Genomic DNA, 25661 nt, shown 5'->3' with positions numbered 1-25661 from the left:
CACCACCGCATCGCGCACCCAGGCATGCTCGATGAGCCGCGCCGCAATCTCCCCCGGCTCGATCCGGAAGCCGCGGATCTTCACCTGGTCGTCGTTGCGGCCCAAAAACTCAAGATTGCCGTCCGGCAGGTAGCGCGCCAGATCGCCAGTGCGGTACAGCCGGTCGCCGTCCACAAACGGGCTGGCGATGAACCGCTCCGCCGTCAGCTCCGGCCGGTTCAGATAGCCGCGCGCCCCCCCCGCCCCGCCAATGTAAAGCTCCCCGGCCGCGCCAAACGGAACCGGCGCACCATGACCGTCCAGCAGGTACACCCGCGTGTTCGCAATCGGACGACCAATCGGAGGCAATTGCGGCCAGCATGATGGATCAGCCGCGAGATGGTACTCAGTAACAACGTGGGTTTCCGTGGGCCCATACTGATTTATCAACTTTGCTCTCGGGTGCGTTTCGAAGAACGACCTGATCTCGGGGGTGGCTCGTAATTGCTCACCTGCTGTATATACTTCCCTCAAAGATGGCAGCAGCGCTCTCCGAGCGCACCAAACTTCGGCAAAATGATTCAAGGCCACGAATGGGAGGAAAAGTCTTTCGATCTCTTCTCTCCACACAAAGGCCAACAACTCGGAGAAATCGGCGCGGATCTCTTCCCGCACTAGCATGAGGAGCCCGCCGTCCCTCCAGCAACTGAACAATTCCTGGAACGAGACGTCGAAATTCAAAGTCGTGAACTGAAGTGTACGTCGTTTTGGCGCGTCACACTCCGGCGAGGACCAGAGCAAATTCATAAGCGAGCTGTGGGGCATTTCCACGCCCTTGGGGGTGCCTGACGAGCCCGAGGTGTAGATCACATAGGCCAGGTGACGCGCGCTCAGGCCGAGCGCGCGCGGGTCCGGATCGGTGGCCGGCAGCTCCGCCCAGGCCGTGGCCGTCTCCAGATCCACCACCGTCACACCGGTGAGCCCGCCGCCGCCCAGCGCGGAGCGGCCGGCCGCATCGGCCAGCAGCAGCGACGGCGCCGCATCCGCAAGCACCTGGCGCAGCCGCGCGCTCGGATAGGCCGGGTCCAGCGGCAGATAGGCCCCACCCGCCTTCAGGATCGCCAACAGCCCCACCACCATCATCGGACTGCGCTGCAGGCAGATCGCCACCGGCTGGTCCGGCGTCACCCCAATTGCGATCAGATGATGCGCCAGCTGGTTGGCCCGCGCATTGAGCTCGCCATAGCTGACGCGCTCCTCCGCGCACACCACCGCCACCGCATCCGGCGCACGGCGCACCTGGGCCTCGAACAGCTCATGGATGCACTGCTGCTCAGGATACGTCACCGCCGTCCGGTTCAGCGCCTCCAACACATACGCCCGCTCAGAGGATGACAAGAGTTCAACCCGCCCCACCGGCTGCTGCGCATCAGCCTTCACAGCACACAACAAATTCTGCAAATGCTGTGTCATACGCTCGATCTGATTGGGCTCCAGGCGACTTGCATCAAAGTGCCATCGGAAGCTCCCATCCAGAGCGCAAACCTCAAACGTTAGCGCCTCACCAGCCAGGGCCGCCTCAGAAATCGGGCTCGAAGCTAGATCACCAGTGGCAGATCCGCCATTTACCGTAACCGTAACGCCAACCGGCCAGGGACGGCGCAATCGTAGCGCCTCCACACCGCGCAACGTCGGGCATCGCGCAATAAGATCCCGCGCAAAGGTATCCTGCTCATTCAGCTGAGCGAATTCTGCCGCGACCGCCGTGCGCGCCTCTACGAAATCATTATCAAGGTCGATGGTAATTCCCATCGGCACGACAGACGCAACAAGCACCTCGAGCGCTTTCACGCCGGCTCGCGATCCATTCGGCGCGGGAGTCCATCCCAATTGAAGCTCTGATTCCCCCGTGATGCGGGCGAGATAGACCAGCCAAGCAGTTAGCAAGAATTCCGCGCGATCACTGGGGGACAGCCCAAGCAACTCTTCTGGAATTCGCCACGCACTAGACTGCCATCTGAGCCCAGCCGCAGCTTTTGCAGACGGCAAAAAAGCAAGCTGGTATGTTTTGAACTTCTCAAGCCGCCCTCGCCAAAAACTCTCCCGAGGCGCCAACAATTCATGCGCAACCGTTATGCTCCGGGCCTCGTCATCGCTCAGAATCGGGAGGCGGCCGCCTACATCGAAACCAGAACGCCTCGCGACTGTCCGCGCGTCCAGAGCCTGACCATCTGAGCTGCCAAACCAAACATCAACATCCTCTGTGCCTGTCGCGACACGCCAATGGCTAGGGTGGATTTCAACTAGAGACCCCGCCGCAAAGCCCGAGCTCCCGGCCGTCACCTCCAAGCGCCTGACGGGGACGACGTCATCGCCTACAAAAACCTTGGACAGACCCAACAGATTGGCATGATAGGGGCCAAAGTCCAAGGCACGTGTCATCGCTGCCAGACCCTGCGCTGGTCGATCCCATCGCAGACAACCCGCAGCATCTGGGCGGCGACGTTTCGGGAAAAAACTTCGGTCCGCTAGCGCCTGCGGACGAGCACCGAGCTCTCCATTTGTTAAGCCAGTTAGAAGCTCGCGGAAGCCCTCGATAGCAGCCTCATAACATCTGAGATTCAGCGTCAATGCCGTATCACTCGGCGCAATCAACACTTGGCGCTGTACTACCAGCTCACCAGTATCAACCCCATGAGCGATACGATGCCACGTGATGCCATGTTCGGTCTCCCCGGCAAGAAGCGCCCAGGACGTCGCATGGGTTCCTGCATATCGCGGCAATGGACCGTCATGGTAGTTGAAAGCGCCTTGACGGGCTCGCCCAAACACCTCCGGCGGCAGCACGAACGGATTAGCAACGGAAAAAATCCATTCCACCGGCTCGGCCTTCAGCAACATGGAGAGCTCTTCAACGCTCACCACACACAGGATATTGGCGCGAGCGGCCCAATCGGCGAATGTAGCGTCGGCACACAGCGCCGCGCGGATATCGTGACCCATCTCCTTTGCTAGCTGCAAGCACCTTATGGCTAGCGTACCACTACCAACAAAGACGCTAGAATAAATTGACGGAGTTGCAGCCTGCTGCCTGCTACTGTCGCTTGGCCCGTAAGCATCTGTGCGCATCGGAGGAGACTGATGTACTATCTTCATCGCTCAGCCAATCCGTCGCGTAGGTTGAGCAGCTCCACCCAAGGCGCCCGTACCATAGAGACTTGGACCTGCCGCACTGGTCAGGATTTGATCGAGAGCTGCCGCGTGAACGCTCATCGAATCCGACCAACTTAGAGAGCTACCAGCTCGAATAACGACAGCGGCGCCTCCGCGACCAAGCGTCATTCGGCCGGACCACTTAACAGTGCAGCGTCTATGGCGGTGAGTTGACTCAGTCGAACAAGCTTCATCTGACTGTGCGGGCGGGTCACCGCGGGACCGCCATGGCCCCACAGATCCTTCACCGTCTCATAGCAATCCGCGTGCCACAAAGAAGCTTTACAAATCCGGGTTGAAGAGCGAAAGAGCACGTGCTTTGCGCCGCGGCGCCGAAATACTTAAGCCTCAGTGTCCAGTTTCGGACATAACGTCTTCAGCTGGACACGGCGAAACATGACGACTTCAAACTCAGAGGGTTGCTTCTCGTGCCGAACTCGGACATCTGCCTGAGGGGGATCTTCCGATGGCGACTCATGATCGAACGCTTGACGTTGAAACACCAAGTGTCACGCGATCTTGCGGTATGATCTAATGTTATTGGGCGGCCGAGACGCGGCCTGTCAATCGGGCCCTTTGATTGCTGCATATAGTCAAGCTTCCACTTTTTGGCTCGCCGACGACACGACGGTAGCGCCCGTGCCGTCGGAGCGGCTCAGGGTTGCAGAGACGGCGCCGGCGCGGCTGAGATTATGATGCTTGGATCGGCCTATAGCTGCCCCCATGAGCCAAAGCGCCCATAGCGTGCGTGCTGTCTTATTCACTATCGCCACCTTCATCGGCCGACACTTGACCAAACTCATGATCCATCCCAGCTGCGATTCGCCGTCAACGCAGATCGAGCGCCATTGGATCAACAGCGTGCGCAACTAGGAGTTCGGCGTTTGCTGATGCCAGTCAGCGCGCCCTTGCATTCGGCAGGCTTCGCGGCCGGTCGGGGATGTTCCGCAAGGCTAGGAGCAAGAGAGACCAACAGAAGAAGGGGCGGACCCGCCTGCGCGAGTCCGGTGCAGACAAATGGACAAGAGAGAAATCGAAGAGCTGCGCCAAAAGGTTGGCTGCGCGGCCCTGCTGGAGAAAGACGGCTGGAAGGTCGACGTCAAGGAAAGCACACGACGCGCGATCAAATATCGCCGCGACAGCAATATCATCATCGTCATCCACGAAGGCCGCGGCTGGTTCGACCCGTTGTCGCCGGCAAAAGGGGACGTATTTTCGCTCGCCGAACATCTTGGATCTGTCGGTTTCCTTGACGCATGCGACCGTGTTGCGGAAATGATTGGCTTCGTCCCCAGCACACCGGCGTGGCAGCATCCGACAACGCCGAAGGCGCTTGGGTCTATTGCTGAGCGGTGGGGACATCGTGTCAAGCCGCGCCCCGGCTCGCGAGCCTGGCGCTATCTCACCGATGAACGCGGGCTGCCGGCCGATATCGTGAGGCAGGCGGTCGTCTGCGATCGTTTGCGTGAGGGGCCAAAGGGCAGTATGTGGGCGGCACATAGCGATTCTGCTGGAGTGCTCACGGGGTGGGAGGAGCGTGGACCGGCATGGCGCGGCTTCGCCAGTGACGGCGCCAAGGAGCTGTTTCGCTTCGGACCGGCCAGGTCCGAGCGGATTTGCATTACTGAGGCGGCCATCGATGCCATGAGCCTCGCCGCGATCGAGGTCCACCGCTCCGACACCCTTTATGTCAGCACCGGAGGCGGCTGGTCGCCGGCGACCGATGAAGCTATCCGCAGCTTGGCCAGGCGCGCCAACGCCCGGCTTGTGGCAGCAACCGACAACAATCGACAGGGTGACGTCTACGCTGATCGCGTTCGTGCCATCGCCGCGGAAGCGAGCGTGCACTATGCGCGATCGCGACCGTGCGCCGGCGACTGGAATGAGGATCTGACGGGGCTGGCGAAGAGACGGAGAACAGCTGAGCAAGTCGACGGCGGAGGCCCGCCCGACGCTGCGGACCTCGCGGGTGGCTGCGGCGTCAAGGCTCCCGCATGATCGCGATGGCGAGGCTTGCACCTGAGCGATGCGACGGGGAAGTCCGAATAAAGAGGGAGAAAATAGGAAGAGGGTAAACCGCTGCCGCATGCCCGGCCAGCGCGTCAAGGGTGAAGCTTCGCCCGCGTTCCGCGGCCCTTGACCCGCCGGACCTTCGATGTGGCCGGCGAGGAGGTCTGATGAAGGACTGAAGTGACGAAGAGATCACGCCGATCGCTCGCGCTTCAGTCCGGCCAGGCCAAGAGGAGCCGCCGATGCACACCTCACCCACCATCCGTAAAGTCTTCGAGGGCGTCGCGACGCGCCCCGAGATGTACCGCATGTTCAACCGCCATCGCGGCGATCCGGCGATGGCCGAAGGCGACGCCGCCCAACTCTTCGCTGGCGAATGGTTCGAGCTCGCCGAGCGCGAACACGACTACATGCTCGAGATCCTGCCGCCACTGTGGATGCGAGGCGATATGTTCGCAATGCGTGAATTCATGACGGCAAGCGTGACAAGCGGTTTCCTGTCACTGTCGATTGACGGGCAGATGCGCTGGTTCCACGGCTACTGCGACTTGTCAGACAGAGCGTCGCCAGAGCGGATGAAGGCCGCGATCATCGAGCGCGAGTCCCGTCCTGTCCGCGCGATGACGCGCGAAGAGCGGCTCGAGCACATCTGGTCGAGCACGCACGACGACTACCGCGGCTACGCTGGCGAGCGCTGGCCCGCCCCCGTGCGCGGCCACCGCACCGTGCTCGTGCAGCGGGAGGGTCGCATCGTGCGACAGGGCAACCAGCACAACGAGATAGACATCTTCGCCTATGCGACCGAAGGCAGCCTCGATCCGCAGATGTGGCAGAACAACGAGCGCAAGGCCCGCTTCATCGCTGCCGCGCTATCCGGCGACACCTCGATCCGGCGGCTTGAGGACATGGGAGAGAGCCAGGCCAACCAGTTCGCCATGGCAAAGGCCATCGCGTCGGGCGATCCGCGCTTGATGCAGAAAGCTGGCCTCGAAGCCGACATCGCCCGGCTCGAACGGCTGCGGGCTGCGCACATCGACGATCAGCACGCGGCGCGGCGGCAGATGCGCGATGCCGAACGCGAGATCGAGCTCTCCATCCGTCGCATCGGCGAGATCGACCGGGACATCGAGCGTCGTATACCGACCGCCGGTGACGCCTTCACCATGGCGGTGACGGGAGATCCTCATGTTGAGCGCAAGCTCGCCGGCCGCGCGCTGATGAAGGAGATCCTGACGCAGGTGCAGCTTCAGCACGAAGGCGAGACCGTCATTGCCTCGATCGGTGGTTTCGACATCAAGTTCAGCGGCGAGCGAGTCGGCCGGGACGACTATCGCTACACCACGATGCTGCTGCGGACTGGCGGCGAATACGAGATCGAGTTGCCGGTGACGGTCACGCCGATCGGCGCGATCGCCCGTATCGAGCACGCGCTGGCCGAGTTCGAGGGCGAACGGGAGCGCTATCGCCAGCGCCTCGCCGACGCCCGCCGACGGCTTGCGTCTTACGAGTCCCGCGATGGCGGGGACGTCGCCTTCGCCGGCGAGCTTGCCGAAAAGCGACGGCAGTTGGCTGAGGTGGAGAAGGCGCTGGCGGAGGACAACGAAAACGCCGACGAACTGGCCGCGGTCGCATGAAAAAAGACGAGAGAGGAAGGGAAAAGCCCCGCTCGCAGATCGGGCGGACCGCCGGCGCTGGCGCTCAACCGCCGCCTGCGCGATCCCAGCCCCGTCGTCCTGCGCAGGGCTTTGCCCCGCTGGGCCTGCCGGCCAGGGATGCTCGGCCGCAGTTGCACCGGCCCGTCCGCTCAGCAGGGCCCAGGGGTGTCTTCGGGAAGAAGACGAGAGGTGGCCGGCAGCGCCGGTCCACAATCCCAAAAAGGAGTGTTCCCATGCAACTCATCAAGGTCGATCCGCGCGCGCTGAAGGAGAATCCCGACCGCATGCGCCAGACGAAGTCGACACCGCAGGCCGACGCCCTGCTGCTGGCCACGATCAAGGCCGTCGGCATCGTCCAGCCGCCCGTCATCACGCCTGAGACAGGGGGCGGCAACGGCTACGTCATCAATGCCGGCCACCGCCGCGCGAAGCAGGCGATCGCCGCCGGCCTTGAGGAGATCGACGTGCTCGTCGACGAGGCGGCGAACGACAACGGCGCCATGCGCTCGATGGTCGAGAATATCGCCCGCGAGGCGCTGAACCCGGTTGACCAGTGGCGCGCAATCGAGCGTCTGGTCGCGCTCGCTTGGACGGAGGAGGCGATCGGCGTCGCGCTCGCGCTGCCGCTGCGTCAGATCAGGAAACTACGTTTGCTGGCTAACGTGCTGCCGGCGATGCTCGACCACATGGCCAAGGGCGATATGCCCGACGAGCGCCAGCTCCGCACAGTCGCTGCCGCCTCGGTCGACGAGCAGAAGGAGGTCTGGAAGAAGCACAAGCCGTCGAAGGCCGATCCGCAGGTCTCGTGGTGGAGTGTAGCACAAGCGTTGCAGAAGACCCGGATGTTTGCTCGTCACGCCAGCTTCGGCGACGACCTCGCGAAGGCCTACGGCATTCATTGGGTCGAGGATCTCTTCGCTCCCGCCGACGAAGACAGCCGCTACACCACAGACGTCGAGGCCTTCCTCGGCGCGCAGCAGGAGTGGATGACGGCCAACCTGCCGAAGAAAGGCATTATCGCCGAGACCACCAACTACGGCGAGGTGAAGTTGCCGCCAAAGGCCGAGCGGGTCCACGGCAAGCCGGCGAAGTCGGACTGCACGGCAATGTATCTCGACCGCGACGGCCGCGTGCAGACGGTGCACTACCGCATGCCTGCGGCGAGGAATCCGAAGGGTAAGACCGGCTCAGGCTCTGACAACGCTCCGGACGATGTTGGCGAAGTCTCGAAGCCACGTCCCGACGTGACGCGCAAGGGCGTCGAGATGATCGGCGATTACCGCACCGACGCGCTGCGCGAGGCGCTCGGCCGCGCGCCGATCGAGGACGATACGCTGATGGCGCTGCTGATCCTCGCCTTCGCGAGCCAGAACGTGTCCGTGACGACGGGAAGCGGTGGGACCTATTGCGGCCACAGCCGGCTTGCCAAGAACGCGGCGGCACTGTTCGACGGCGCCGGCAAGCTCTCCTTCGACATGGACACGCTTCGTGTCGCGGCGCGCACCATGCTGGTCGACGTATTCTCGTGCCGGGAGAACGCTACCAATAGCGGCATCGTCGCCCGCGTCGCTGGCGAGGTGATCGGCGCGGACACTTTCCTGCCGAACATGGGCACGGATGACTTTCTCTCCTGCCTGTCGCGCACAGCGCTCGAGGCCTCGTGTAAGGACACGCCCGTTTTGCCGCGCCAGCGTGTGAAGGACACGCGCGCCGCCCTCGTCGAGCATTTCAAGGAGGGCCACTTCGTCCATCCCGCAGCGCTGTTCGCGCCGGACGACATGAAGCTTTCGCAATGGCTATCGTCGGGCGAGACGCCGGCAGACGCCGACGAAGCTGACGAGGACGCCACCGGCATGGGAGACGACCTCTCTGACGAAGAGCCCGAGGCATTCAGGGAGGCGGCCGAATAGAGGAACGCGCCTTTTCTTCCGAACGATCCACCGCCGCCGGCCCAGCCGGCGGCGGCTTTGTTTCCACGCACACGCAACTGAGGAGGACACGATGTCCGCGCACACGATCTTCGACAACGCACCCATCGGCTCGATTATCGCCTGGTCCGACGGAACACCGCAGCCGCCGGCGCGCTTCAGGAAGAAACTCGCCGCCTGACAGTCAAGCAATAGCAGGGGCCGCCTGATCCGCAAGCAGGGCGGACGAGGCGTCGGCAATGTCTCGCTGTCGGCCTGTTTCACCCTGCACGAGGTCGACTATGGCGCCGGCGGCGTCATCGCGATCCGCGTCCACCGGACGTTTTCGCTCGAATCGAAGCTCCACTTCACCGTCGTCGAACCTCCGGCCATCGGCTCGGTCCGCGTGCTCGACCGCTCCGGCGACGACGCCGAACTCGTCCATCTCGCCACGAATGAGGCCGACGCGAAGGTGTGGCTGACGCGCCACGGCTATCCGCACGCGGTGCTGGAAGAAGTGACGGCCGACGAGGCAGGCGCTGACCTCATTGAGGGGAGGACCGCGGCATGAATGCGTCATCTCCCGCTTCCGACGAAGCCCCTGAAACCCCGGGCATCTCTTTTGGCCGAAGCTGTGACGGCCTTCTCGTCGCGCTTGTCGGCGAGACGGCCTTTGCGATGGCACCGGCCCGCGACGGGCGGCATTATCTCGTGACGGGCTGGCGCATCTCCCGCCCGATGGGCGAGTGGACGCGCGGCGATTTCTACGGACATTCCGGCGAGCTCGCTGACGAGACGGCTTTTCGTAACGCTGTGCTCGAAAACGCCGAGCATCAACGCGAGCGCAGGATGCTCGGTCGCGTCGAAGTCCATTCGCGCGACCGCACGCCTTGGGGCGCCTCGCAGGGCGCAACGGTCTACGCCGAAGGCGTTACTGCGCATTCCACGGCGGGCCACGGCGGTTTCAAGCTCTCGGCCGAACGAAACCGCAAGGTCCATCCCCTGCTGCGTTCGAAGAGTGGCTGGTACGAGGAAGACGCCGAATGGGCGATCGTGGCGATCACCTTCCCGCATCTCTTCACGGCGTTCGGACGTCGTTGCGCCGAGAGAACGATCAAGGACAGTTGGCCGGACGCCTGGGAAACGATCTTCGGCGCGATCCTCAAGCCGGGCGAGTCCTACGAAAAGGACCGCCGCGCCTTTGAGCAGGCGCACGCGCGGGACTGGATCGTCGTGTCGGCTATCACCTCGAAGCACGCGCTCGGCTTCGTCGAAACTGTCGCCACGCCGGGTGGAAAGCGCGGGCCGGGGACTGAGGAGCGTCGCTTCCTGGTCCCGTCCGACGAATATCACGTCGGCCGCTTTGGCTTCGTGATCGACGAGGCCCGCCATCAGCTCTACGGCGGCCCCTCCGACTTCGTCGGCTGGAGGTGACCCATGCCCTGGCGCCTCATTGCCAAAGCCTTCGGCTGGCGCGCGGCCACTGACGAGGACGGCGAAACGCCGGTCGTCGTCGTCTGGTATCCGCGGCTCCGACGGCATTTCACCGGCACCGACGCTTGGAGGCACGCCGTGCGCATATCCATCCACGCGCCGAAGCCCCACCCGGCTGACGTTGACAGAAAGGAGATTCAGCCATGAAGGCCTACCTCTCCGCCCTCAATCTTCTCGTGCACGCGCACTATCATCCCGAGAACGCCATGGCCGACGGCCTCGGCGGCATCCTCGCCCCTGACATGCGCAAGCACGCCGGCGCCAATGCGGCGCTCATCGACGGGGCGGTCTCCGGCGACGACATCGCCTCATGCATCGCCGCTGTCTCTCTCCCGGACGACTGCATGCCGGACAAGTCCGCGTCCCCCTTGTGGCCTGTGGGGACGGAGCGATGATCGAGCCTCAAGACCGACGCTTCCTCACGCGCATGGAAGCCGCGCAAGCCGAGACGCAGCGCCATCTCGGCGTCATCGAACGCCAGATCGCGGCACGCGCCGAACGGCTGACGATCACTGACCGGGCAAAGCGCCGGCAGCATGGCCGGAGCGCATCGAGCTGGACGAACGCGGATGTGCGGCTGTTTCAGCAGCATGTCGCGGAGCTCGCCTTGGCCCGTCGCGGCGAGATCGACTCTCTCACGCGCAAGCTCGATCGGCAGGAGACGGCGATCGCCGAGTTTCGGACGCGTCATCGCGTTTCCGCTGCGTGGCGGTGAGAGGCGAAGGACCCACCGATTGGAACGTGAGCGGCGCGCGCGAACACTTCATGTCGAGGCGGAGAGTTCAGCGGGTTTGGTCCAACCTCTCACGGTTTCGGCGGCGTGCTGACCCTTGGCCGTCACTCCCTCGGTTTGTGCTGCGGTCTGAACCGGCCGCGATCCGCTTCAAGGGCAAGTCGCGAGGCGATCGGCGGCCGCCGTCTCGCGATGGGGGCCGCGTTCTTCGCAGGCCTGAAGGCCCGCTCGCCCGCAACCCACCCATGCTCGCCTTGGCAGCCACCGCCCCCTGAAGCGGCCCGCTGAAGCCGGTTCTGGTCGACCGCACCCGAGGGAGCGACGGACAAGGGCCCGATCGCGTCCCAAGGCGAAACCGAGAAAGGATCTCATGATGACCAGGACCGCCCGCTCCCCCCGCTCCTCCGCCCGTGTCATCCCGCTCCGCCGCGGTACGACGCTCGAAATGGTCCGCCTCGTCTGCCCCGACTCCGCACAGACACTGCGCATCTCCGAGAGCTTCGGCCTTGCGGTCCTCGACAGCGACGGCATCCGCGACTTGCACGAGCGGCTCGTTATCGAGACCGCCGACGCACTCAAGGATGGCCTGAGTGAACGCGCCATGCAGATTCACCTGCAACGGATCGTCGGTGCTTATGTCGGGTCGGCCCACGGCGCCGGCCAGTTCTACACCCGAGCTGTCACCGAAGCGCGAGATGCGACCGCCAAGCTCGCCAACGACAGCCGCGATGAGGACCTCGATGGTCCGGTCGGCTTCGATAGCCAGGCACAGCGCAAGCGTGAATTCGCCGCCGACATGGGCGCGCAAGCTCACGCGCTTCGCGTGGCCGCCGAGGGCGCCGTCGCCGCCTACGAACAGGTCGTCGGCGAGACCTGGAAGCCTTTCGAGCGTCCCGTCGACAACACGACCGATACCGTCGGCCGGAAAGCGGCCAAGGCGCAGATGTCGGCGTTCGACTGACCGCCGGCGCGGGGCCTCGGCCCCGCGCCTCTTCCACTGCCGCCACCTGATGGGCCGGTCCGCGAGACCGGCCCTTTTTTGTGTCGCCGCTGCAACAAAGGAAGCCGCCTCCGGTGCCCCTCGCCGTCGCGGGCCCCTCCCGGGCCGTGGTCCTGCGCCGGACCCGATGTCCGCGCAACGGCTTCGCCGTCCTTCGCGCTGCTTCGGCCCTTCGGGTGCGCGGACTTCGAGCCCGGCGGTGGCGGACCCCGCGAGGGGCCGCGATGGGCGCGGCCTCCCGAACGGAGGTTATTATAATGAGCAGGAACAGGGAAAAGTCGCGAGGCGACCTGTACGCCCGCATCACGGACCGCATCATCGCCGAGCTCGAACGCGGTGTGCGCCCCTGGGTTCAACCCTGGACCGCCGCGAATATAGCGGACCGCATCACCCGACCGCTGCGACACAACGGCCAGCCCTATACGGGCATCAACGTCTTGCTGCTTTGGTCAGAAGCCATCGCGCGCGGCTTCTGCTCGCCGATCTGGATGACGTTCAAGCAGGCCAGCGAACTTGGCGCGCATGTCCGTAAGGGTGAGACCGGCAGCACTGTGGTGTATGCAAGCCGCTTCACCAAAACGGAGACCGACGCTCACGGCGACGAAATCGAACGGGATATCCCCTTCCTCAAAGCCTACACCGTCTTCTGCGTCGATCAAATCGATGGCTTGCCCGCGCATTACTACGGTCGGCCGCCCGTCGTCACATCAACGATCGAGCGCAACGCGCACGCCGACGCTTTCTTTGCCAACACCGGGGCGATTGTTCGGCACGGCGGCTCGATGGCGTTTTACGCGCCTTCGTCCGATCATATTCAGATGCCGCCGATCGAAAGTTTCCGCGACGTGGCCTCCTATGTTGCCGTCAGAGCCCATGAGACCGTGCATTGGACCGCTCCCGCTCACCGCGTCAATCGCGATCTCAGCCGTTACGGCAAGGATCGGAGCGAACGCGCGCGCGAAGAATTGATTGCGGAACTCGGCAGCTGCTTCCTCTGCGCGGATCTCGGGATCTCTCCCGAACTCGACCCGCGGCCGGATCATGCGAGCTATGTCAAGTCGTGGTTGGAGGTCTTGTCGAATGAGAAGCGCTTTATCTTCTCGGCTGCCGCGCATGCGCAACGCGCCGTCGCTTATCTGCACGACTTGCAGCCCAAAGCAGCTGACGTCGAGGAGGCAGCATGATGAGCGCACAGCGTGATTGGGGCCGGCGCGTACCGGCCCGCACTTATCCGGCGATCAGCGCAGGGACCGCGGCCCCTTTGCTTGGCCGCCACGTCGAGGCCCCTTTATTCCTCATGCTGCGCGACCTGACAGGGATCTAGCTTCCTTCGAGGGCGGCCGCCGTTCTGGCTTTGCACAGGTCGTCGGCTTTGCCGAGCAAATCTCGTTCGCGGCCTGCGGGTTCACTTTGCGGGTCGCGTGATTCTTGACGGCTGAGCAGCGTGCTTACCTTCCGGGTTCGGGCCTCGACCAGCAAGCTTGAGGAATTGTCAGATGTGCGGTGAGCGGTGATCGGGTTCTTTCCTCGGTCAAGGTTTCGATGATCGCAGTTCGTGTTCTTGGCCGTTTCTTCTGGCACACCCACGTCGTCCTTGATTGGCATGTCTGACCGAAGGGCGGCGTCGCTTAAGCGCCGCCTCGCTCTTATCCCCGCAACAGCCGGTTACGACTTTCTTCCCCTGGACCGCTGCGCGTCCATTCCTCGCGCAAGACAAGAAAGTCGTGCCCTGGCTGCCCTCTACTGCGTGCCGGCCCCTGCGGGGTGCGGGTCGACCGCCTCCGGTCTGTCGCCAGCCATCGAGGCCGCGATGGGCGTGGCCCGGAAACTGAAAAAGGACACGACAATGGCGACCATCGGCACCTTCACCTCGACCGGCAACGGCTTCACCGGCACGGTTCGCACCCTCGCCCTCAATGCCAAAGCCAAGCTGGTGCGGGTCGAGAACCCCTCCGACAAGGGACCACACTTCCGCATCTTCGCCGGTAATGTCGAGCTAGGAGCGGCTTGGCAGAAGACCGCCAGGGACACCGAGCGCGATTACCTCTCGGTCAAGCTGGACGACCCGAGCTTCCCGGCTCCAATCTATGCCACCCTGATTGAGGTGGAAGGCCAGGAAGGTCTTCAGCTCATCTGGTCCCGCCCCAGCCGGGACTGAGGGCCCGCGAGAGCGGCCTCGCCGAAAGGCGGGGCCGCGTCTGCATTGACACCAGCAGATGTGCGCACGCTCAGGGCCTCAGGCGCGGGTATGGAGCCGTTTAGCTTATTGTTACGAGGGTATGAACCGACCAGTTTGAAACTCGAGGCCAAAGTCGTAGTTGGACTACGATAACGAACATTAATCTAAGCGAGGAGAGTGAGCTTTATCGATCCCGCACCAGGAGCCCGATTAGCCCTGCGAGGCCTAGCTCCGCGACGAGATCCTGCGTCGCGTCGGGGTGGCGAGTTGCTCCGCGACCATCCGCCGAGCCGCCCAAACCCCAGCGAACGCTCGGTTGCTGGCCGAGCGAGAGCTATGTCTTGGGAGCGGCGCGAGCCAGCCGTTGCTTCGCCGAATCTGCGCTCGCCGCCGCGAGCAGGTCCGGCCAGTCGGGCGGATTGCCGCGATTGAGCATCCTGCGAAACGCCGCGTAGGCGTCGTCGGCGCTCTCATAAGCGCGCAACGTCGTGTCGTCATTGACCCAGGCCAACACTATCACCTTCGCGTCCGCGGACTGCTGGTAGCGAAAGAACAGCCGGAACTGCTGTAGGAATTTTGCCCGGAACCAATGCTTGTACGCGTCGCCGAGCGTGCCGCCCTGGCGGTAGGCGTCGCGCGTCGGGTCGTTCGGAATGTCTTCGAACGCGACCTTGAGAACGGCTGCGAGTAGTTTTGTAGCGCGCTTCTTCTTGTATCCTTGCGGGTCTTTCTTCCGCGCTTTTTCGACGGCGCCGACCATCGCCTCAAGCTGGTCGAGAAACAACGGGTGCGCGTAGATCGTCCAGCCGTTGATTTCGAGCGTCTTGTGGCTCACGCCTAGTCGTCCGCAAGCGGCGCGTCGAGATCGACCTTAACGCCCTTGACCAGGTCCTTGCCGCGGGACACGAGTGAGCGCGGCACCGGCCGAATCCGCGACGGTTCATTCGCCATGTCGCGCGCGAGAAATGAGAGAAACTTGCCGATCACGGGATCGCCATCCTCGACCTGGGCCACCTTCTTCGCGATCACGACGGTGCCATCCGCAAGCCCGCGAAACACCACCTGATCGCGCTTGCCGAGCGCGAGCATTTTCCGGATTGCCGCGGGCACGGTCGTCTGGCCACGCTCAGTGATGGTGGCGGGAATTTCGAGAATTTCAGCCGTTTTCGCCATGGCCGGCTCCGGGGGTTGCACACTCTTCGATGTAATGCATTTGCATTGTATGTCAAGGCGCCACCGACGCTATCGAGACACAGCAGCAGCCAGGGCGCCCTAGGATGCCGGTGATGCACCGCGTGGTGCGCATTTGGGATCTATTCGCCGGTGCAGCATCTAGCCTACGCTCGGTCGCCAGAATCTCGCGCGCGAAAGTCGCCCCATGCAGAAGCCCCCGCTTGACCCGGATGTCGCCGACGAAGCACCGACCGCCTCCGTTCTGACTGGCTATGACGAAGAGCATCTGGTCACCTACCTGCGCCTGCTCGATGCCGAAGCCGCCGGCGCCGACTGGAAAGAGGTTGCGCGGATCGTGCTGCACCTTGATCCGGCCCAAGAGCCTGAGCGTGCTCGGCGCGCCTGGCAGACACACCTAGCTCGCGCTCGCTGGATGACTGAGTACGGCTATCGGCATTTGCTTCGCGGCGGGGCGCCGCATTGATCGCGTCTGGGCCTGCCACCTGCTCGAGCAACGCGAAGTCAGCAAGGCCGCGGCCTCAATCAAGGGGATCAAGTCTGAGTTTGACGTTTCACGTTGGCAGCGGCTAATGCCGGTGCATCGTTCGGCATGCTCTTGTCTCGCCGTTTCCTGCGGCAGGCCTGCGGCGATCACGCGTTCGAGGATTGCGCGTCGCTCGCTCGGCCCCTCGTGGCGTCTCGCTATCCTTGAATTCCACACCGAATTGTTTCAAGCATTCCGCCGGTGCGTCACGCCTGAAGACGCAGCCGCTGCCGCACTCTTTCGTAGAGCTGCACTTCGGCCTTCTGCAAGAGTTCGATAACGACGGCGAATTGCTGCCGATCGACATGGGTGGCCCAGCCGCTTTCGCAGCGCACGACAAGATAGTAGCTATCCCCATAGTCCTCGATGCCACGTTTGAACGTGACGGTGGCGGATTGGACGGTCCCCTTCTCCCTCGCCTGGGGACCGGGAACGAGATTGCAATTGTATCTCCCGGCGAGCTCCGGAAATGGACCATCGTCTTGCTCGCGCTTTCGATAGTGCTCGAAGATCAGATCAGGTTGGCAGCCCCGAATCAGCCGGAAGCTCATGCCGACACCTGCATAATCGGTTCGCGTGTGTCGCACCGGTGGATCAAACGCCAGCGTCACGCGAATGCAGCGTTCCCCATTTCCCGCTTGAAACGCTTCGGGAATTGGAATGCGATAGACGGCAAAATGGTCGAGGGCGAGCTCGTCTTCTGCGTAGAGCGTGACGCGCGCGTCGTCGGAGAAGGCCGCGCGTTCCAGATCGACGAGGCCGTGCTCGCAGATCGCGCGCGTCGCGTCCACACCAAGCAGCTGAAGCCGCTCCTGGGCTGGCTGCGGGATTTCCGCGGAACCCACGATGAGCGCGCGCACCAGATTGGCTGAGGCATGCGGGAAGCGCGTCAGGATCTGAGCGGCGCCGAACGCAACTCGTGGGGCGGCATAGGATGTGCCCGAACCCGCCGTGAACAGGCGATCAAGATAGCTGTGATACAGCGTCAGGACGCCAGCGCTGCCGACATCCTCCCCGCCCCGCAGACGCGCGACGATGGGGTCGAAGATCAGCGTGCCGCCAATCTCGACCACGTCAGGCTTCGTGGCCCCGCCAGGCCCCGGTCCGATCCGGGAAAACGGCGCCGGCTCGTGCAGGAGCGTGATCGGGCGCACGCCCACATCCTCGGCCCGATCCGGATCGAGGCCCTCGCCATGCGCGAGCGCGCCGACGGTGATCACATTCAATGCGCCCGCGGGCTCGAAGAATCGATTGGCGTCCTCCAGAAGATAGCGCGGATATTCGGTCACCGCCTGTTCCAGGCGATTGCCGCCTCGCGGGCTGCGGTTTCCGGAGGAGACGATGATGACGACATCGAGCTCACGCGCCAGTTCATCGAGCGTGGCCGCCCACGTCCCCACCTTGCCGCCGTCGAAAACGCGTCGGCGATCGGCCAGGGCAACGACGAAGATCCGACAGCCGAAGCGCAGGTTCAGCGTCGTGATCGCCTCGCGCATCTGGGAGGGCACGAGGCGGCGATCGTCAAAGTCACCCCGGTCGTTCACGACCTTCGCCGCACAGATACGGGCGCCGCGTTGCAATGCGCCGGCGGCAAGCTGTGCGCGCAGGTCACCAAACACGGCGACGCCGGCGACCCGGGTGCCGTGACCCCAAACGTCCGCCGTGCCGAGATCGGCGGGAACGCCGATCGCGCCGGCGACAATATCCGCCAAGAACGGGTGATCGTTGACGCCGCTGTCGATGATGCCGATGAGCGGCGCGTCCTCGGCAAGCGCGTTCAGCGCGGGAGCATCGGCCAGCGTCAGGTCGAGCGCTTCCGCCGTCGTCACATCCGGCGCAGGTGGCAGATCGATCGTCGCCACCTCCTCGATTGTAAGCAGGGTGCGAATGAGTTCGCCCGTCAGGCGCGCGCGAAACATGCTGATCGAGGGACCGATGTAGCGATCCAAGACCTCACCGGCCCGGGCCTCGACGTAACGGATGACCTCCTCGATCTTGCGTTCCCGCAGACGGCGCTCGCCGAGGTCCCAAAGCTCGATATCGACCAGGTAGGATGTTTGGGGCACAAAGTCGTTGAGGTCCGCAAACCCTTCCTCCTGAAAGCGCGAACCAATCCGGTCCCGGGGCTCGACTGACCCAATGCTCTCGATTCCTGCCACGAAATTGTTGTACGGCGCATGCTTCTGGCCGGGCGGCGCGCCGCGCTGGTAGGCATCGAGGCGGGCGCGGAAGTCCTGCATGTCTTCGTTCGAAGCGAACAGCACGAGCGTGCGGTCTGCATCGCTCGACAAGACCGTAAGCCCCAAACGTTCTCAGTCCTCCTCAAGGAGGGCGCCCGTCATTTGCACGCGCAGGATCAGAGAGAGGCGCGATTGAAATCGCGTTCCTGCACCTGCTTGCGGCGGTCGATGATCATCGACTTGACCGCCTGCGTGCAGACCCGCTCGATCTCGGCGTAGGAATAGCCTTCCAGCGCCGCGGCATGCTGCATCGGATCGAAGGCGAGGGCGACATTCTTGAACCTCAACCGCAAGAATCGCCCGATCATCGACCGGCCAGGTTTGTCGAACCAGACGACCTCGTCGAACCGCCGCCAGACTGCGGGATCGAGCGATCGGTCCAGGTTCGTCGCGGCGATCAAGAAGCCCTTCGGCTGGATATGGTCGATGAACAACAACAAGCTGTTGACGACGCGGCGTAGCTCATTGTGCTCGCTGCTGTCATCGCGCGAGCGCGCCAGCGCGTCGAATTCGTCAAAAAACAGAACGCAAGGTTGCTTGCGGGCGAACTCGAAGATCTTGCGGACATTGCCGGCCGTCTCGCCCAAGTAGGACGAGATCAGCCGGTCAAGCTTGACGAGGAAGAGCGGTAGTCCAAGCTCCGCGGCGAAAATCTCCGCGCACAGCGTCTTGCCGCAGCCCGGCGGCCCGCAGAACAGGAGTTTCGAGCGCACCTTGAGGCCGTGGCGCCGGATTTCATCGGCGCGGCGAAACTCTTTGACGAGGCCAAGCAGTACGCGCACGTTCGTCGCGCCCAGGACGATGTTGTTCCGGCTGTGGCGTGGCTCAACCCGCTCGATAAAATCCGCCGCCGCCTCGGGAAAGGGAATGAGGGGCGCGAGCGCCTTGGGACCGCTCGGCCGGCTCGGGCCAGCCTCGAGCGTCTTGCGCAGGCTGCGCGCCAGAACGCGATTATTCTTCTTTTCCTCCTCGTCGATGATTTGCTCTGCCACGGCGCGGAACTCATCGTCCCGACCGTAGCTGGCCAGCAATTTTTTCATCAACTCCCCGCGGGCCATGGCTCTGCTTTACTTTCCCCTGTGGGACGAATCATAACCTCAATCGAAGCGTTTCACGATGGGGTTACTGCCCGATTTAAACAACGCAAATGGCCGACGGGTGGCCACAGATGGCAAATTGGATGTCCGAAAGACATATACTGACTTCGGACAAACCCGATCCAACCAGCGCGCGCCTTTTCAGAGGATCCCCCACGCCCGGTAGCGTCCCCGGCCGGTCGCCTCGCGGAGGCCGAGCTCCGCGACGAGGTTTTGGGCCGCACGGGGCGTGATCCCGAGCTCTTCGGCGATCATGCCGGCCGAGACGATCGGGCGGTTCAGCACGTAATCGAGGAGCGCCGGCAGCTTTGAAGTGGCGCGACGGCCGGCGAGTTTGCGGGTGAGCAGGTTTCTGGTCATCAGCCAGCGGTCGTGGTCCTTGCGGCCGGCCTCGGCCGCGGCCGTCATCGCCTCGAGCTGCACCGCGAGCCGCGCTGCGGCGTCGCGCGGCCGCCGGCGCTCACGCGAGATGCTTTTCAGCCCGGCATGCAGGCACGGCAGATGCCAGCGTGTCTTGCCGCGCGCGCGCAACACGCCAGCTGCGAGCAGGCGGCCGAGCCAAGGCGTGTGCTCGAGCGGTTCGATCGCGTCCCAGGCATCCGCGGCGATCGCCGCCGCCAGGGTCGGCGGCAGCGCGCGGGTCTCGTCGACGACGGCGCGCCAGTCGTCGAGGCGGCCGTCCTCGTCCCAGTCGGGATCGTGGACGAGGGAATCCCGCTCCGGCCGCGACCGCGCCTCGTCGGCGAGCCTGCGCTCCGCCCTGGCGTTCGCGGCGTCGACCGCGGCGAGGGCGGCGGCCAGATGGGGATCGGTGTTGATGGCATCAAGCGGCCCTTCGAAACCCACCTCCTCCCGCTCCGCGTCCTCGTCGACCCCAAGACTTCCCTTGACTTCCTTCCGGTTGCCCGTCCCCTCCTCTCGCCCGCTCCGTCCGCGGAGGCCAGCGAGCCCGGCAACGGACTGCGCCCAATCGGGCTTCGCCTCGGCGATGCGCCGACGGGCGCGCAGCACGGCATGAGCCCGGGTCAGCTCGTGGGTCGGGGCGCGGACGTCCATGCCGGCGTCGTGGAGGACGAGGTCGTCGAGGTGGACAAGTTCGCCGTCGAGCCACAGACTGGCGCAGGCGTCGGCGAAGTGCATCCGGCTGATCGCGCCGTCGCGTATTGGGCTTTTGGCCAGCCGCTCGTCGAGGCGGGCGAGCGCATCCTCGGCCGCGGCGAGCGGCCCGGCGAGCTGGGCCCAGGGCAGCGGTGCGGGGATTTTGTAGCTGGGCAGCAAGGCCTTGATAACCTTAACAGGAAGCGGCGAAACGGAAGCTAACACAGCTTTGGCTTCCGTCATAGCGGGGCCTGTTCCCGGCCACCTCCCACTATCGATAACCACCCCTTATCGATAGCGTTGGACGTCACGGCGCAAATCAGTGATTCTGAGCTCTGGGGAGCCCCGGACATCGCATCGTCTGGGCACCCGATCGGCCCGTGAGCCCGCCATGCTGAGGCGCTTTGCCGTTCCGGAAGACAAAGTCCCCTGCCCCTCCGGTTGCAGGGACGGCCTGGCGGCTGCCTCAGGCGGCCTCGATGTCGGTCTGCGGAAAGTCGCCGCCCTTGAACATCAAGGGCTGGCCCAGATGCCGGGCACAGGCATAGGCAAAGCAGTCCCCGAAATTGAGGCTCGCCGGATGCCGGCCCTTGCCGAACCGGTCGAAGGCGTCGAGCGCGATCCGTGCCGTCTCCGGCGGCACCGCGACCACGGCGATCTCCATCAGCGCGAGATAGTCTTCGACCGCCTCCGCAGCGGCGCTGACCGAAAGTTTCAACACGCGCGCCACCGCGGCCGCCGCCTCCCACACCGCCAGCGGCGAGGTCAGACGCGTTCCGGTCTGCTGCAGGCGGGCCAAAAGCTCACGCGCCTCGTCCTCGTCGGTCAACAAGGCAGTCAGCGCCGAGGCGTCGATGAACATCAGGTGTCCTCATACAGGCTGTCGCGGAACGCCTTGTCGGCGGGCTGGCCCTGCGCCGGATTGCCCTTGGCGCGCAGATCCCGGCAGAACTGGACGCCGAGGTCGACCAAAGACGGCTTGCCCTGCTCGCGCTCGAGCTCATGGGCGAGTGCGGCGTGCACGGCTTCGGTGAGGCCGATTTTTTTTAGCGCCGCCACCTTGCGGGCGAGCGCGTCGGTCTCCGGATTCTTGATGTGGAAAGCCATGCGCATTCCTCTAGATCGTACCGTGTATCCGTATATATCACCTCGGATACACAGAAGGAAGGGCCGGTTGCACCATTGGCAGGGCCAACAAGGTCCTGGGCCCCGCCGATTCGGCCCCCCGCTCAGGGCGAGGGGGCGCAGCCTGCCGATCGCGCGCCACGCAAATCCCGGCAATCCCGCTAAAGCGCGTGGCCCTCGCGGCGTGTGAGGTGGCTTTTATGGTTAATAGTCAATGAACGCCTCCCCTCTCCGTCTCCCTGACGCTGGTTCCATCGAGGCCGTCCTGGCAGACCTCGATCCGGCCTCGGCTGACGACGACCTCGTCCCAGCCCTCGCACACGCCTTCCCATGCTTTCAGTTCAGCGTCGCGCGGATCGACGATGACTACTGGCGCGACACCCGTTCGGTAATTCGACCGGATGGCGCGCGGATTGGCGAACTGCGGCCCTGGATGACGGCGGAGCTCGCCAAGGACGGCGGCGCTATCGATGCGCTTTGGCGCCGCCTGAAAGAGACGGACCTGCAGATCACGGAGTGGCGCGGCACCAGCGCGTTTGTCTTCGCGCCGACCGGGCCAGGCGCAGCCGACTATGTTCAGATCGCGCTCGGGCGGGAAATCGAATGGCGGGCCGGCCCGATCGTCAATCCGAACTACCGCCCGTTTGGCCAAGAGGAACTGCTCGATCCGAGCTGGCCCCGCACCGATCAGCCGCCTCAGTCGGACCGCCTGGCCGGTCCGGTCTATCGCCTCCTCGGCCGAGCCGGCGGCGCGGTGATACACGTTCGCAGTTTTCTCGATCGTTGCGGCCGCATCGAACGCGAGAAACGCGAAGCCAAGCGGCCCGAGATGGAGGGGCGTGTCATTCGCGAAGTCGGACCTTGGGGGACGCGCGAAACCCCGTTTCTCGAGGCGGTCCCGGATTGGTTCGAGTACGTGCCGCGGGAGTTACGGTTCTTTCGGGACTGGGAGGACTCGAGCGCCAGGCCGCATCGCGTCTTCGAACATTGGGCGCTCGATGTCCGCGATTATACGCACAAGGGAGAGCGCGAAGTCGGCTTTATCCCCCGGCCGCTGCAGCCGCTGGCCGAGCGCCTCGCGCCGCCAAAGGATGCGTCCATTCATATCCTGATGGACCGGATCGAGGCCGTGGACCGCGAGATCGGCCTGCCCTTCGGTTGGTTCTTCCTGATGACCCACGGCCACTGGGTCGATCCCGACGTCGGCCTGGCGATTGCGCAAGGCCTGAAGGCGCAGCGCGTGCGCCTGCCCGACCCCGACGCCCGCGTGCTGTTGCGCTGGGCGGAACGAACTTACGGCTTCTGACCGAGCTACGCCGATGGACGACATCACCTCCCGCGCGCTGGTCTCCGACCCCGAAACCCGGCGGGCGCTGCAGCTCGATTCGCTCTCGGCGATCCTGCCGATGGAACGGCGCGACCGGCTCGCCGAGCTCCTGACCGACGACGACGTCGAAACGCTGAAGCACCTCGCGCGCGAGGGCATGGGCGAGAATAGTCTGCGGGCCCTGGCCTCGGACCTCGCCTATCTCGAAGCCTGGGCGATGGTGGCGACCGGCGCGGCGTTGCCGTGGCCAGCGTCGGAGAGTTGGCGTTGAAATTCGTGGCGCATCATCTGTGGGACCCGGCCAGGCGCGAGACCGACCCGCAGCACGGCATGCCGGCTGATGTCGCGGAATGGATGCGCGCCGAGTGCTTGCTGCGGAGCGACGGGCCGCATGCGCCGAGCACCGTCAAACGCCGGCTGGCGAGCTGGGGCACGTTGCATCGCTGGAAAGGGCAGGAGCGGCCGTTCGCCTCGCCGAGCGTGCGCTCGGCGCTTAGGCTGGCGGTGCGGGCCTCTGCGCGGCCCCGCCGGCGCAAGAGCAAGCGCGCGGTGACGCGGGACATCCTGGACCGACTGACCGCGACCTGCTCCTCAGACCGGCTCGCTGACACCCGCGATCTGGCAATACTTCTACTCGCCTTTGCCTCCGGCGGACGTCGGCGCGGTGAGGTCGCCCGGCTCCGCGTCGAGCAGCTTACGGACGAGCCGTCCGTGCCTCTCCATCCACGAGATCCGAAGTCGCCGGCTCTGCCGTGTCTTGCGATCCAGCTCGGCCGGACCAAGACCGACGATGCGGACGATGAGGGAAGGGTGCGTCGGGCGTCCAGTCGAGGCACTGCGCGAATGGCTGGAACGGGCCGATATCAAGAAGGGGCCGGTGTTTCGTTCCATCGACCGGTGGGAGGCCATCGAGGAGAGGGCGCTGACGCCGCAATCCATCAACCTGATCGTGAAGCGCCGCTGCGCGATGGCCGGGCTCGAGGCGAGGGAGTTTTCCGCGCACGGGTTGAGATCGGGCTATCTGACAGAGGCGGCCCGCCAGGGCGTGGCGCTGCCTGAGGCGATGCAACAATCGCTGCACCGGTCGGTGCAACAGGCGGCGAGCTACTACAATGATGTTGAGCGCAGTCAGGGTCGCGCAGCCCGTCTGGGGGCTTAGCGGAAGGTGCTCTCAAGTTGTCCGCGTATGGGTTCCGGATTGAACAAAGTAGGATCGGACGTCCGGCTTCGGCTGAACTAAGCGGTCAAATAGGTCACGTCGGGACGCACATCAGCAAGATCGTTCCCGCGGGGAGAATGCTTGGACCCGGGCATCGAGTGGGCAAGAGCACGGCGGAGGGCGTCATTTCCAGCCACCTGGAATTGACAGCCGTGCAGAACGCGAAATAATGATGTAATATCAATGTGTTGATTATTTTTTGAGAGTTCTTTTTGCGTTGTAGCAAGTCCTGTGAGTTTTCGTCGGGCCACTTCGTGGCCGCGGACCCACGCTAGCCGCCGTTAACTTTTCGTTAACTGAATAATCCTTGCCGGATCAAAAGAATCGGGCATCATTCACACTTCAGGCGTGATTTGCGCCGGAAAAACGTTATTTGGGGCCCACGAGGATGGACGCGATTTCTGCCAGTACAGTTGAGCTCGATTTCGACACCACAATCCTTGAACAGGGCGAGCGGGTTTCCGACAAGTTGAATCTGTTGCGTTTCGAGCAATTTCCGCCGGACGCGACCAAAGGGCTGCGCTCGTTCTCGCTGGCCGAAGTTGCCGAGTTCTTGGGCGTTACCCCGAGCCATATCAAGAAGCTGCACCTGGAGGGTAAGGGCCCCGAGCCGGAAACGACCGTGTCCGGCCGACGAACTTACACGGCTGAACAGATGATGGCGCTCCGCCAGTTTCTGGACAAGCACGGTCGGGCAGACGTGAAACGCTACGTTCCTCATCGACGGGCAGGGGAGCAGATGCAGGTTCTGTCGGTGGTCAATTTCAAGGGCGGCTCCGGCAAGACGACGACAGCGGCGCATCTGGCCCAATATCTGGCACTCACCGGTCACCGCGTTCTTGCGATCGACCTCGATCCTCAGGCTTCTCTATCGGCATTGCATGGGATCCAGCCGGAGCTAGACAAGAACCCTTCGCTGTACGAGGCGCTGCGTTACGACGAGGACCGAAAGCCGATCACGCACACGATTCGATCCACCAATTTTCCCGGGTTGGATATCGTGCCGGCGAACCTGGAGCTTCAGGAGTACGAATACGAGACTCCCCTCGCGGCATCCGACAGAGGTTCGACCGAAGGGCGAACGTTCTTCACGCGAATCTCGTCAGCGCTCAAAGACGTCGATGACCGCTACGATGTCGTCGTTATCGATTGTCCGCCTCAGCTCGGATATCTCACCCTCACGGCTCTGACCGCGTCGACGTCTGTCCTGATCACGGTCCATCCGCAGATGCTCGACATCCTGTCGATGTCTCAATTCTTGCTGATGCTCGGCGGTATCTTGCGGTCGATCAAGGGGGTTGGCGCCGCGGTGAAGCTCAAGTGGTTCCGCTATCTCGTCACACGCTATGAGCCAACTGACGGCCCACAGGCGCAAATGGTGGGGTTCATGCAGGCCATGTTCGCTGGGAATATGCTCTCCCACCATATGCTGAAATCGACGGCGATTTCGGACGCGGGCATCACGAAACAATCCCTCTACGAAGTCGAAAAATCGCAATTCATTCGGGCGACCTACGAACGCGCCCTCGAAAGCATGAATGCGGTCAACAGCGAAATCGCGGACCTCATTCATAGTGCGTGGGGTCGACGATGAAGGAGGAATTGACAGCCGTGCAGACACTGATTTCCTCCAATCCAATCAGCTATTTAGATCGTAGCTGGGGGAAG

At 63.9% G+C, this 25661-nt stretch carries 21 protein-coding genes and 4 pseudogenes; 16 read left to right on the top strand and 9 right to left on the bottom strand.

The features are described 5' to 3' along the window. The coding region (locus K359_RS54150; protein WP_198031231.1) for an amino acid adenylation domain-containing protein at positions 1–2982 on the bottom strand (2982 nt) is incomplete at its 3' end. A gap of 1227 nt (positions 2983–4209) precedes the next feature. On the opposite strand from K359_RS54150, the gene K359_RS54145 reads away from it, so the two are divergent. The 11 genes and pseudogenes from K359_RS54145 (at position 4210) to K359_RS0137120 (ending at position 13175) form a co-directional block, all read left to right on the top strand. Beyond that, positions 4210–5190 (top strand): DUF3991 and toprim domain-containing protein, encoded by a 981-nt coding sequence (locus K359_RS54145; RefSeq protein ID WP_051346618.1) that lies wholly within the window; start codon positions 4210–4212, stop codon positions 5188–5190. A gap of 254 nt (positions 5191–5444) precedes the next feature. Then, positions 5445–5936: pseudogene (locus tag K359_RS64825) on the top strand (DUF1419 domain-containing protein); the annotation flags it as partial. Continuing rightward, positions 5937–6836 (top strand): annotated as a pseudogene (locus K359_RS64820) (lactate dehydrogenase); the annotation flags it as partial. Between the two features lie 254 nt (positions 6837–7090). Continuing rightward, positions 7091–8767 (top strand): ParB/RepB/Spo0J family partition protein, encoded by a 1677-nt coding sequence (locus tag K359_RS0137155; protein WP_029083796.1) that lies wholly within the window; start codon positions 7091–7093, stop codon positions 8765–8767. A 91-nt stretch (positions 8768–8858) separates the two neighbouring features. Continuing rightward, a pseudogene (locus tag K359_RS54140) lies at positions 8859–9335 on the top strand (hypothetical protein). Beyond that, entirely contained in the window at positions 9332–10198 is an 867-nt protein-coding gene (locus tag K359_RS0137145) for a hypothetical protein (protein ID WP_029083795.1), read from the top strand. Before K359_RS54140 ends, K359_RS0137145 begins: the two are co-directional and overlap by 4 nt. A gap of 3 nt (positions 10199–10201) precedes the next feature. After that, positions 10202–10405: a hypothetical protein gene (locus K359_RS0137140; RefSeq protein ID WP_029083794.1), complete on the top strand. Its 204-nt coding sequence runs from the start codon at positions 10202–10204 to the stop codon at positions 10403–10405. Then, the gene (locus tag K359_RS0137135) at positions 10402–10653 is read left to right on the top strand and encodes a hypothetical protein (RefSeq protein ID WP_029083793.1); all 252 of its coding nucleotides are present in this window, start codon (positions 10402–10404) and stop codon (positions 10651–10653) included. The genes K359_RS0137140 and K359_RS0137135 overlap by 4 nt, the downstream gene beginning before the upstream one ends. Further along, positions 10650–10973, top strand: a complete 324-nt coding sequence (locus K359_RS0137130; protein ID WP_029083792.1) for a hypothetical protein — start codon at positions 10650–10652, stop codon at positions 10971–10973. The genes K359_RS0137135 and K359_RS0137130 overlap by 4 nt, the downstream gene beginning before the upstream one ends. A 391-nt stretch (positions 10974–11364) precedes the next feature. Beyond that, positions 11365–11952, top strand: a complete 588-nt coding sequence (locus K359_RS0137125) for a hypothetical protein (protein WP_029083791.1) — start codon at positions 11365–11367, stop codon at positions 11950–11952. Positions 11953–12248: 296 nt separating this feature from the next. Next, positions 12249–13175, top strand: coding sequence for an ArdC family protein (locus K359_RS0137120; protein WP_029083790.1), 927 nt, complete (start codon positions 12249–12251; stop codon positions 13173–13175). 136 nt (positions 13176–13311) lie between these two features. Here K359_RS0137120 and K359_RS61940 read toward each other — a convergent pair whose 3' ends face one another. After that, positions 13312–13596: a hypothetical protein gene (locus tag K359_RS61940; protein WP_156928855.1), complete on the bottom strand. Its 285-nt coding sequence runs from the start codon at positions 13594–13596 to the stop codon at positions 13312–13314. A gap of 241 nt (positions 13597–13837) precedes the next feature. Here K359_RS61940 and K359_RS0137115 point away from each other — a divergent pair, with 241 nt between their 5' ends. Next, positions 13838–14149, top strand: coding sequence for a DUF736 domain-containing protein (locus tag K359_RS0137115; protein WP_029083789.1), 312 nt, complete (start codon positions 13838–13840; stop codon positions 14147–14149). A gap of 355 nt (positions 14150–14504) precedes the next feature. Here K359_RS0137115 and K359_RS0137110 read toward each other — a convergent pair whose 3' ends face one another. Beyond that, on the bottom strand, positions 14505–15005 hold the full coding sequence (locus K359_RS0137110; RefSeq protein WP_029083788.1) for a type II toxin-antitoxin system YhaV family toxin: 501 nt from the start codon (positions 15003–15005) through the stop codon (positions 14505–14507). A gap of 2 nt (positions 15006–15007) precedes the next feature. After that, positions 15008–15343 carry a type II toxin-antitoxin system PrlF family antitoxin gene (locus K359_RS0137105; RefSeq protein WP_029083787.1) on the bottom strand — a complete coding sequence of 112 codons (336 nt, stop codon included), beginning with the start codon at positions 15341–15343 and terminating at the stop codon, positions 15008–15010. A 205-nt stretch (positions 15344–15548) separates the two neighbouring features. Between K359_RS0137105 and K359_RS0137100 the strand changes: the two genes are divergently transcribed. After that, positions 15549–15827, top strand: a complete 279-nt coding sequence (locus tag K359_RS0137100) for a DNA -binding domain-containing protein (protein ID WP_029083786.1) — start codon at positions 15549–15551, stop codon at positions 15825–15827. A gap of 266 nt (positions 15828–16093) precedes the next feature. Here the strand turns inward: K359_RS0137100 and K359_RS0137095 are convergent, their stop codons facing one another. The 5 genes from K359_RS0137095 to K359_RS0137075 all read right to left on the bottom strand — a co-directional run bounded on the left by K359_RS0137095 (position 16094) and on the right by K359_RS0137075 (position 21429). After that, positions 16094–18178, bottom strand: a complete 2085-nt coding sequence (locus K359_RS0137095; protein ID WP_245284829.1) for a S8 family peptidase — start codon at positions 18176–18178, stop codon at positions 16094–16096. A 65-nt stretch (positions 18179–18243) separates the two neighbouring features. Next, positions 18244–19167, bottom strand: coding sequence for an AAA family ATPase (locus tag K359_RS54130; RefSeq protein ID WP_245284828.1), 924 nt, complete (start codon positions 19165–19167; stop codon positions 18244–18246). A gap of 198 nt (positions 19168–19365) precedes the next feature. Beyond that, positions 19366–20565, bottom strand: a complete 1200-nt coding sequence (locus K359_RS0137085) for an RHE_PE00001 family protein (RefSeq protein ID WP_198031230.1) — start codon at positions 20563–20565, stop codon at positions 19366–19368. A gap of 223 nt (positions 20566–20788) precedes the next feature. Continuing rightward, complete coding sequence (locus tag K359_RS0137080) at positions 20789–21184, bottom strand: type II toxin-antitoxin system VapC family toxin (protein ID WP_029083783.1); 396 nt, start codon at positions 21182–21184, stop codon at positions 20789–20791. Then, the gene (locus tag K359_RS0137075; protein ID WP_011931108.1) at positions 21184–21429 is read right to left on the bottom strand and encodes a type II toxin-antitoxin system VapB family antitoxin; all 246 of its coding nucleotides are present in this window, start codon (positions 21427–21429) and stop codon (positions 21184–21186) included. The genes K359_RS0137080 and K359_RS0137075 overlap by 1 nt, the downstream gene beginning before the upstream one ends. Positions 21430–21661: 232 nt before the next feature. Between K359_RS0137075 and K359_RS0137070 the strand changes: the two genes are divergently transcribed. The 3 genes and pseudogenes from K359_RS0137070 (at position 21662) to repA (ending at position 25587) form a co-directional block, all read left to right on the top strand. Continuing rightward, positions 21662–22753 (top strand): hypothetical protein, encoded by a 1092-nt coding sequence (locus K359_RS0137070; RefSeq protein WP_029083782.1) that lies wholly within the window; start codon positions 21662–21664, stop codon positions 22751–22753. Between the two features lie 13 nt (positions 22754–22766). Next, positions 22767–23933 (top strand): annotated as a pseudogene (locus K359_RS54125) (tyrosine-type recombinase/integrase). A gap of 448 nt (positions 23934–24381) precedes the next feature. Continuing rightward, entirely contained in the window at positions 24382–25587 is a 1206-nt protein-coding gene (repA, locus tag K359_RS0137050) for a plasmid partitioning protein RepA (protein WP_029083779.1), read from the top strand. The last annotated feature ends 74 nt before the right edge of the window (positions 25588–25661 follow it).

It is taken from the genome of Bradyrhizobium sp. th-b2 (assembly GCF_000426785.1).
Classification (GTDB): Bacteria; Pseudomonadota; Alphaproteobacteria; order Rhizobiales; family Xanthobacteraceae; genus Bradyrhizobium; species Bradyrhizobium septentrionale.
This window is presented reverse-complemented; position numbering and strand designations above follow the sequence as displayed.

What these genes read in the sequence shown, in the direction of transcription:
- K359_RS0137075 (WP_011931108.1), bottom strand. Translation starts at nt 21,429, where the DNA reads ATGGCTTTCCACATCAAGAATCCGGAGACCGACGCGCTCGCCCGCAAG.
- repA (WP_029083779.1), top strand. Translation starts at nt 24,382, where the DNA reads ATGGACGCGATTTCTGCCAGTACAGTTGAGCTCGATTTCGACACCACA.
- K359_RS0137155 (WP_029083796.1), top strand. Translation starts at nt 7,091, where the DNA reads ATGCAACTCATCAAGGTCGATCCGCGCGCGCTGAAGGAGAATCCCGAC.
- K359_RS0137070 (WP_029083782.1), top strand. Translation starts at nt 21,662, where the DNA reads ATGAACGCCTCCCCTCTCCGTCTCCCTGACGCTGGTTCCATCGAGGCC.
- K359_RS0137135 (WP_029083793.1), top strand. Translation starts at nt 10,402, where the DNA reads ATGAAGGCCTACCTCTCCGCCCTCAATCTTCTCGTGCACGCGCACTAT.
- K359_RS54145 (WP_051346618.1), top strand. Translation starts at nt 4,210, where the DNA reads ATGGACAAGAGAGAAATCGAAGAGCTGCGCCAAAAGGTTGGCTGCGCG.
- K359_RS0137130 (WP_029083792.1), top strand. Translation starts at nt 10,650, where the DNA reads ATGATCGAGCCTCAAGACCGACGCTTCCTCACGCGCATGGAAGCCGCG.
- K359_RS0137115 (WP_029083789.1), top strand. Translation starts at nt 13,838, where the DNA reads ATGGCGACCATCGGCACCTTCACCTCGACCGGCAACGGCTTCACCGGC.
- K359_RS0137100 (WP_029083786.1), top strand. Translation starts at nt 15,549, where the DNA reads ATGCAGAAGCCCCCGCTTGACCCGGATGTCGCCGACGAAGCACCGACC.
- K359_RS0137080 (WP_029083783.1), bottom strand. Translation starts at nt 21,184, where the DNA reads ATGTTCATCGACGCCTCGGCGCTGACTGCCTTGTTGACCGACGAGGAC.
- K359_RS0137140 (WP_029083794.1), top strand. Translation starts at nt 10,202, where the DNA reads ATGCCCTGGCGCCTCATTGCCAAAGCCTTCGGCTGGCGCGCGGCCACT.
- K359_RS54130 (WP_245284828.1), bottom strand. Translation starts at nt 19,167, where the DNA reads ATGAAAAAATTGCTGGCCAGCTACGGTCGGGACGATGAGTTCCGCGCC.
- K359_RS61940 (WP_156928855.1), bottom strand. Translation starts at nt 13,596, where the DNA reads ATGCCAATCAAGGACGACGTGGGTGTGCCAGAAGAAACGGCCAAGAAC.
- K359_RS0137125 (WP_029083791.1), top strand. Translation starts at nt 11,365, where the DNA reads ATGACCAGGACCGCCCGCTCCCCCCGCTCCTCCGCCCGTGTCATCCCG.
- K359_RS0137085 (WP_198031230.1), bottom strand. Translation starts at nt 20,565, where the DNA reads ATGACGGAAGCCAAAGCTGTGTTAGCTTCCGTTTCGCCGCTTCCTGTT.
- K359_RS0137120 (WP_029083790.1), top strand. Translation starts at nt 12,249, where the DNA reads ATGAGCAGGAACAGGGAAAAGTCGCGAGGCGACCTGTACGCCCGCATC.
- K359_RS0137105 (WP_029083787.1), bottom strand. Translation starts at nt 15,343, where the DNA reads ATGGCGAAAACGGCTGAAATTCTCGAAATTCCCGCCACCATCACTGAG.
- K359_RS0137145 (WP_029083795.1), top strand. Translation starts at nt 9,332, where the DNA reads ATGAATGCGTCATCTCCCGCTTCCGACGAAGCCCCTGAAACCCCGGGC.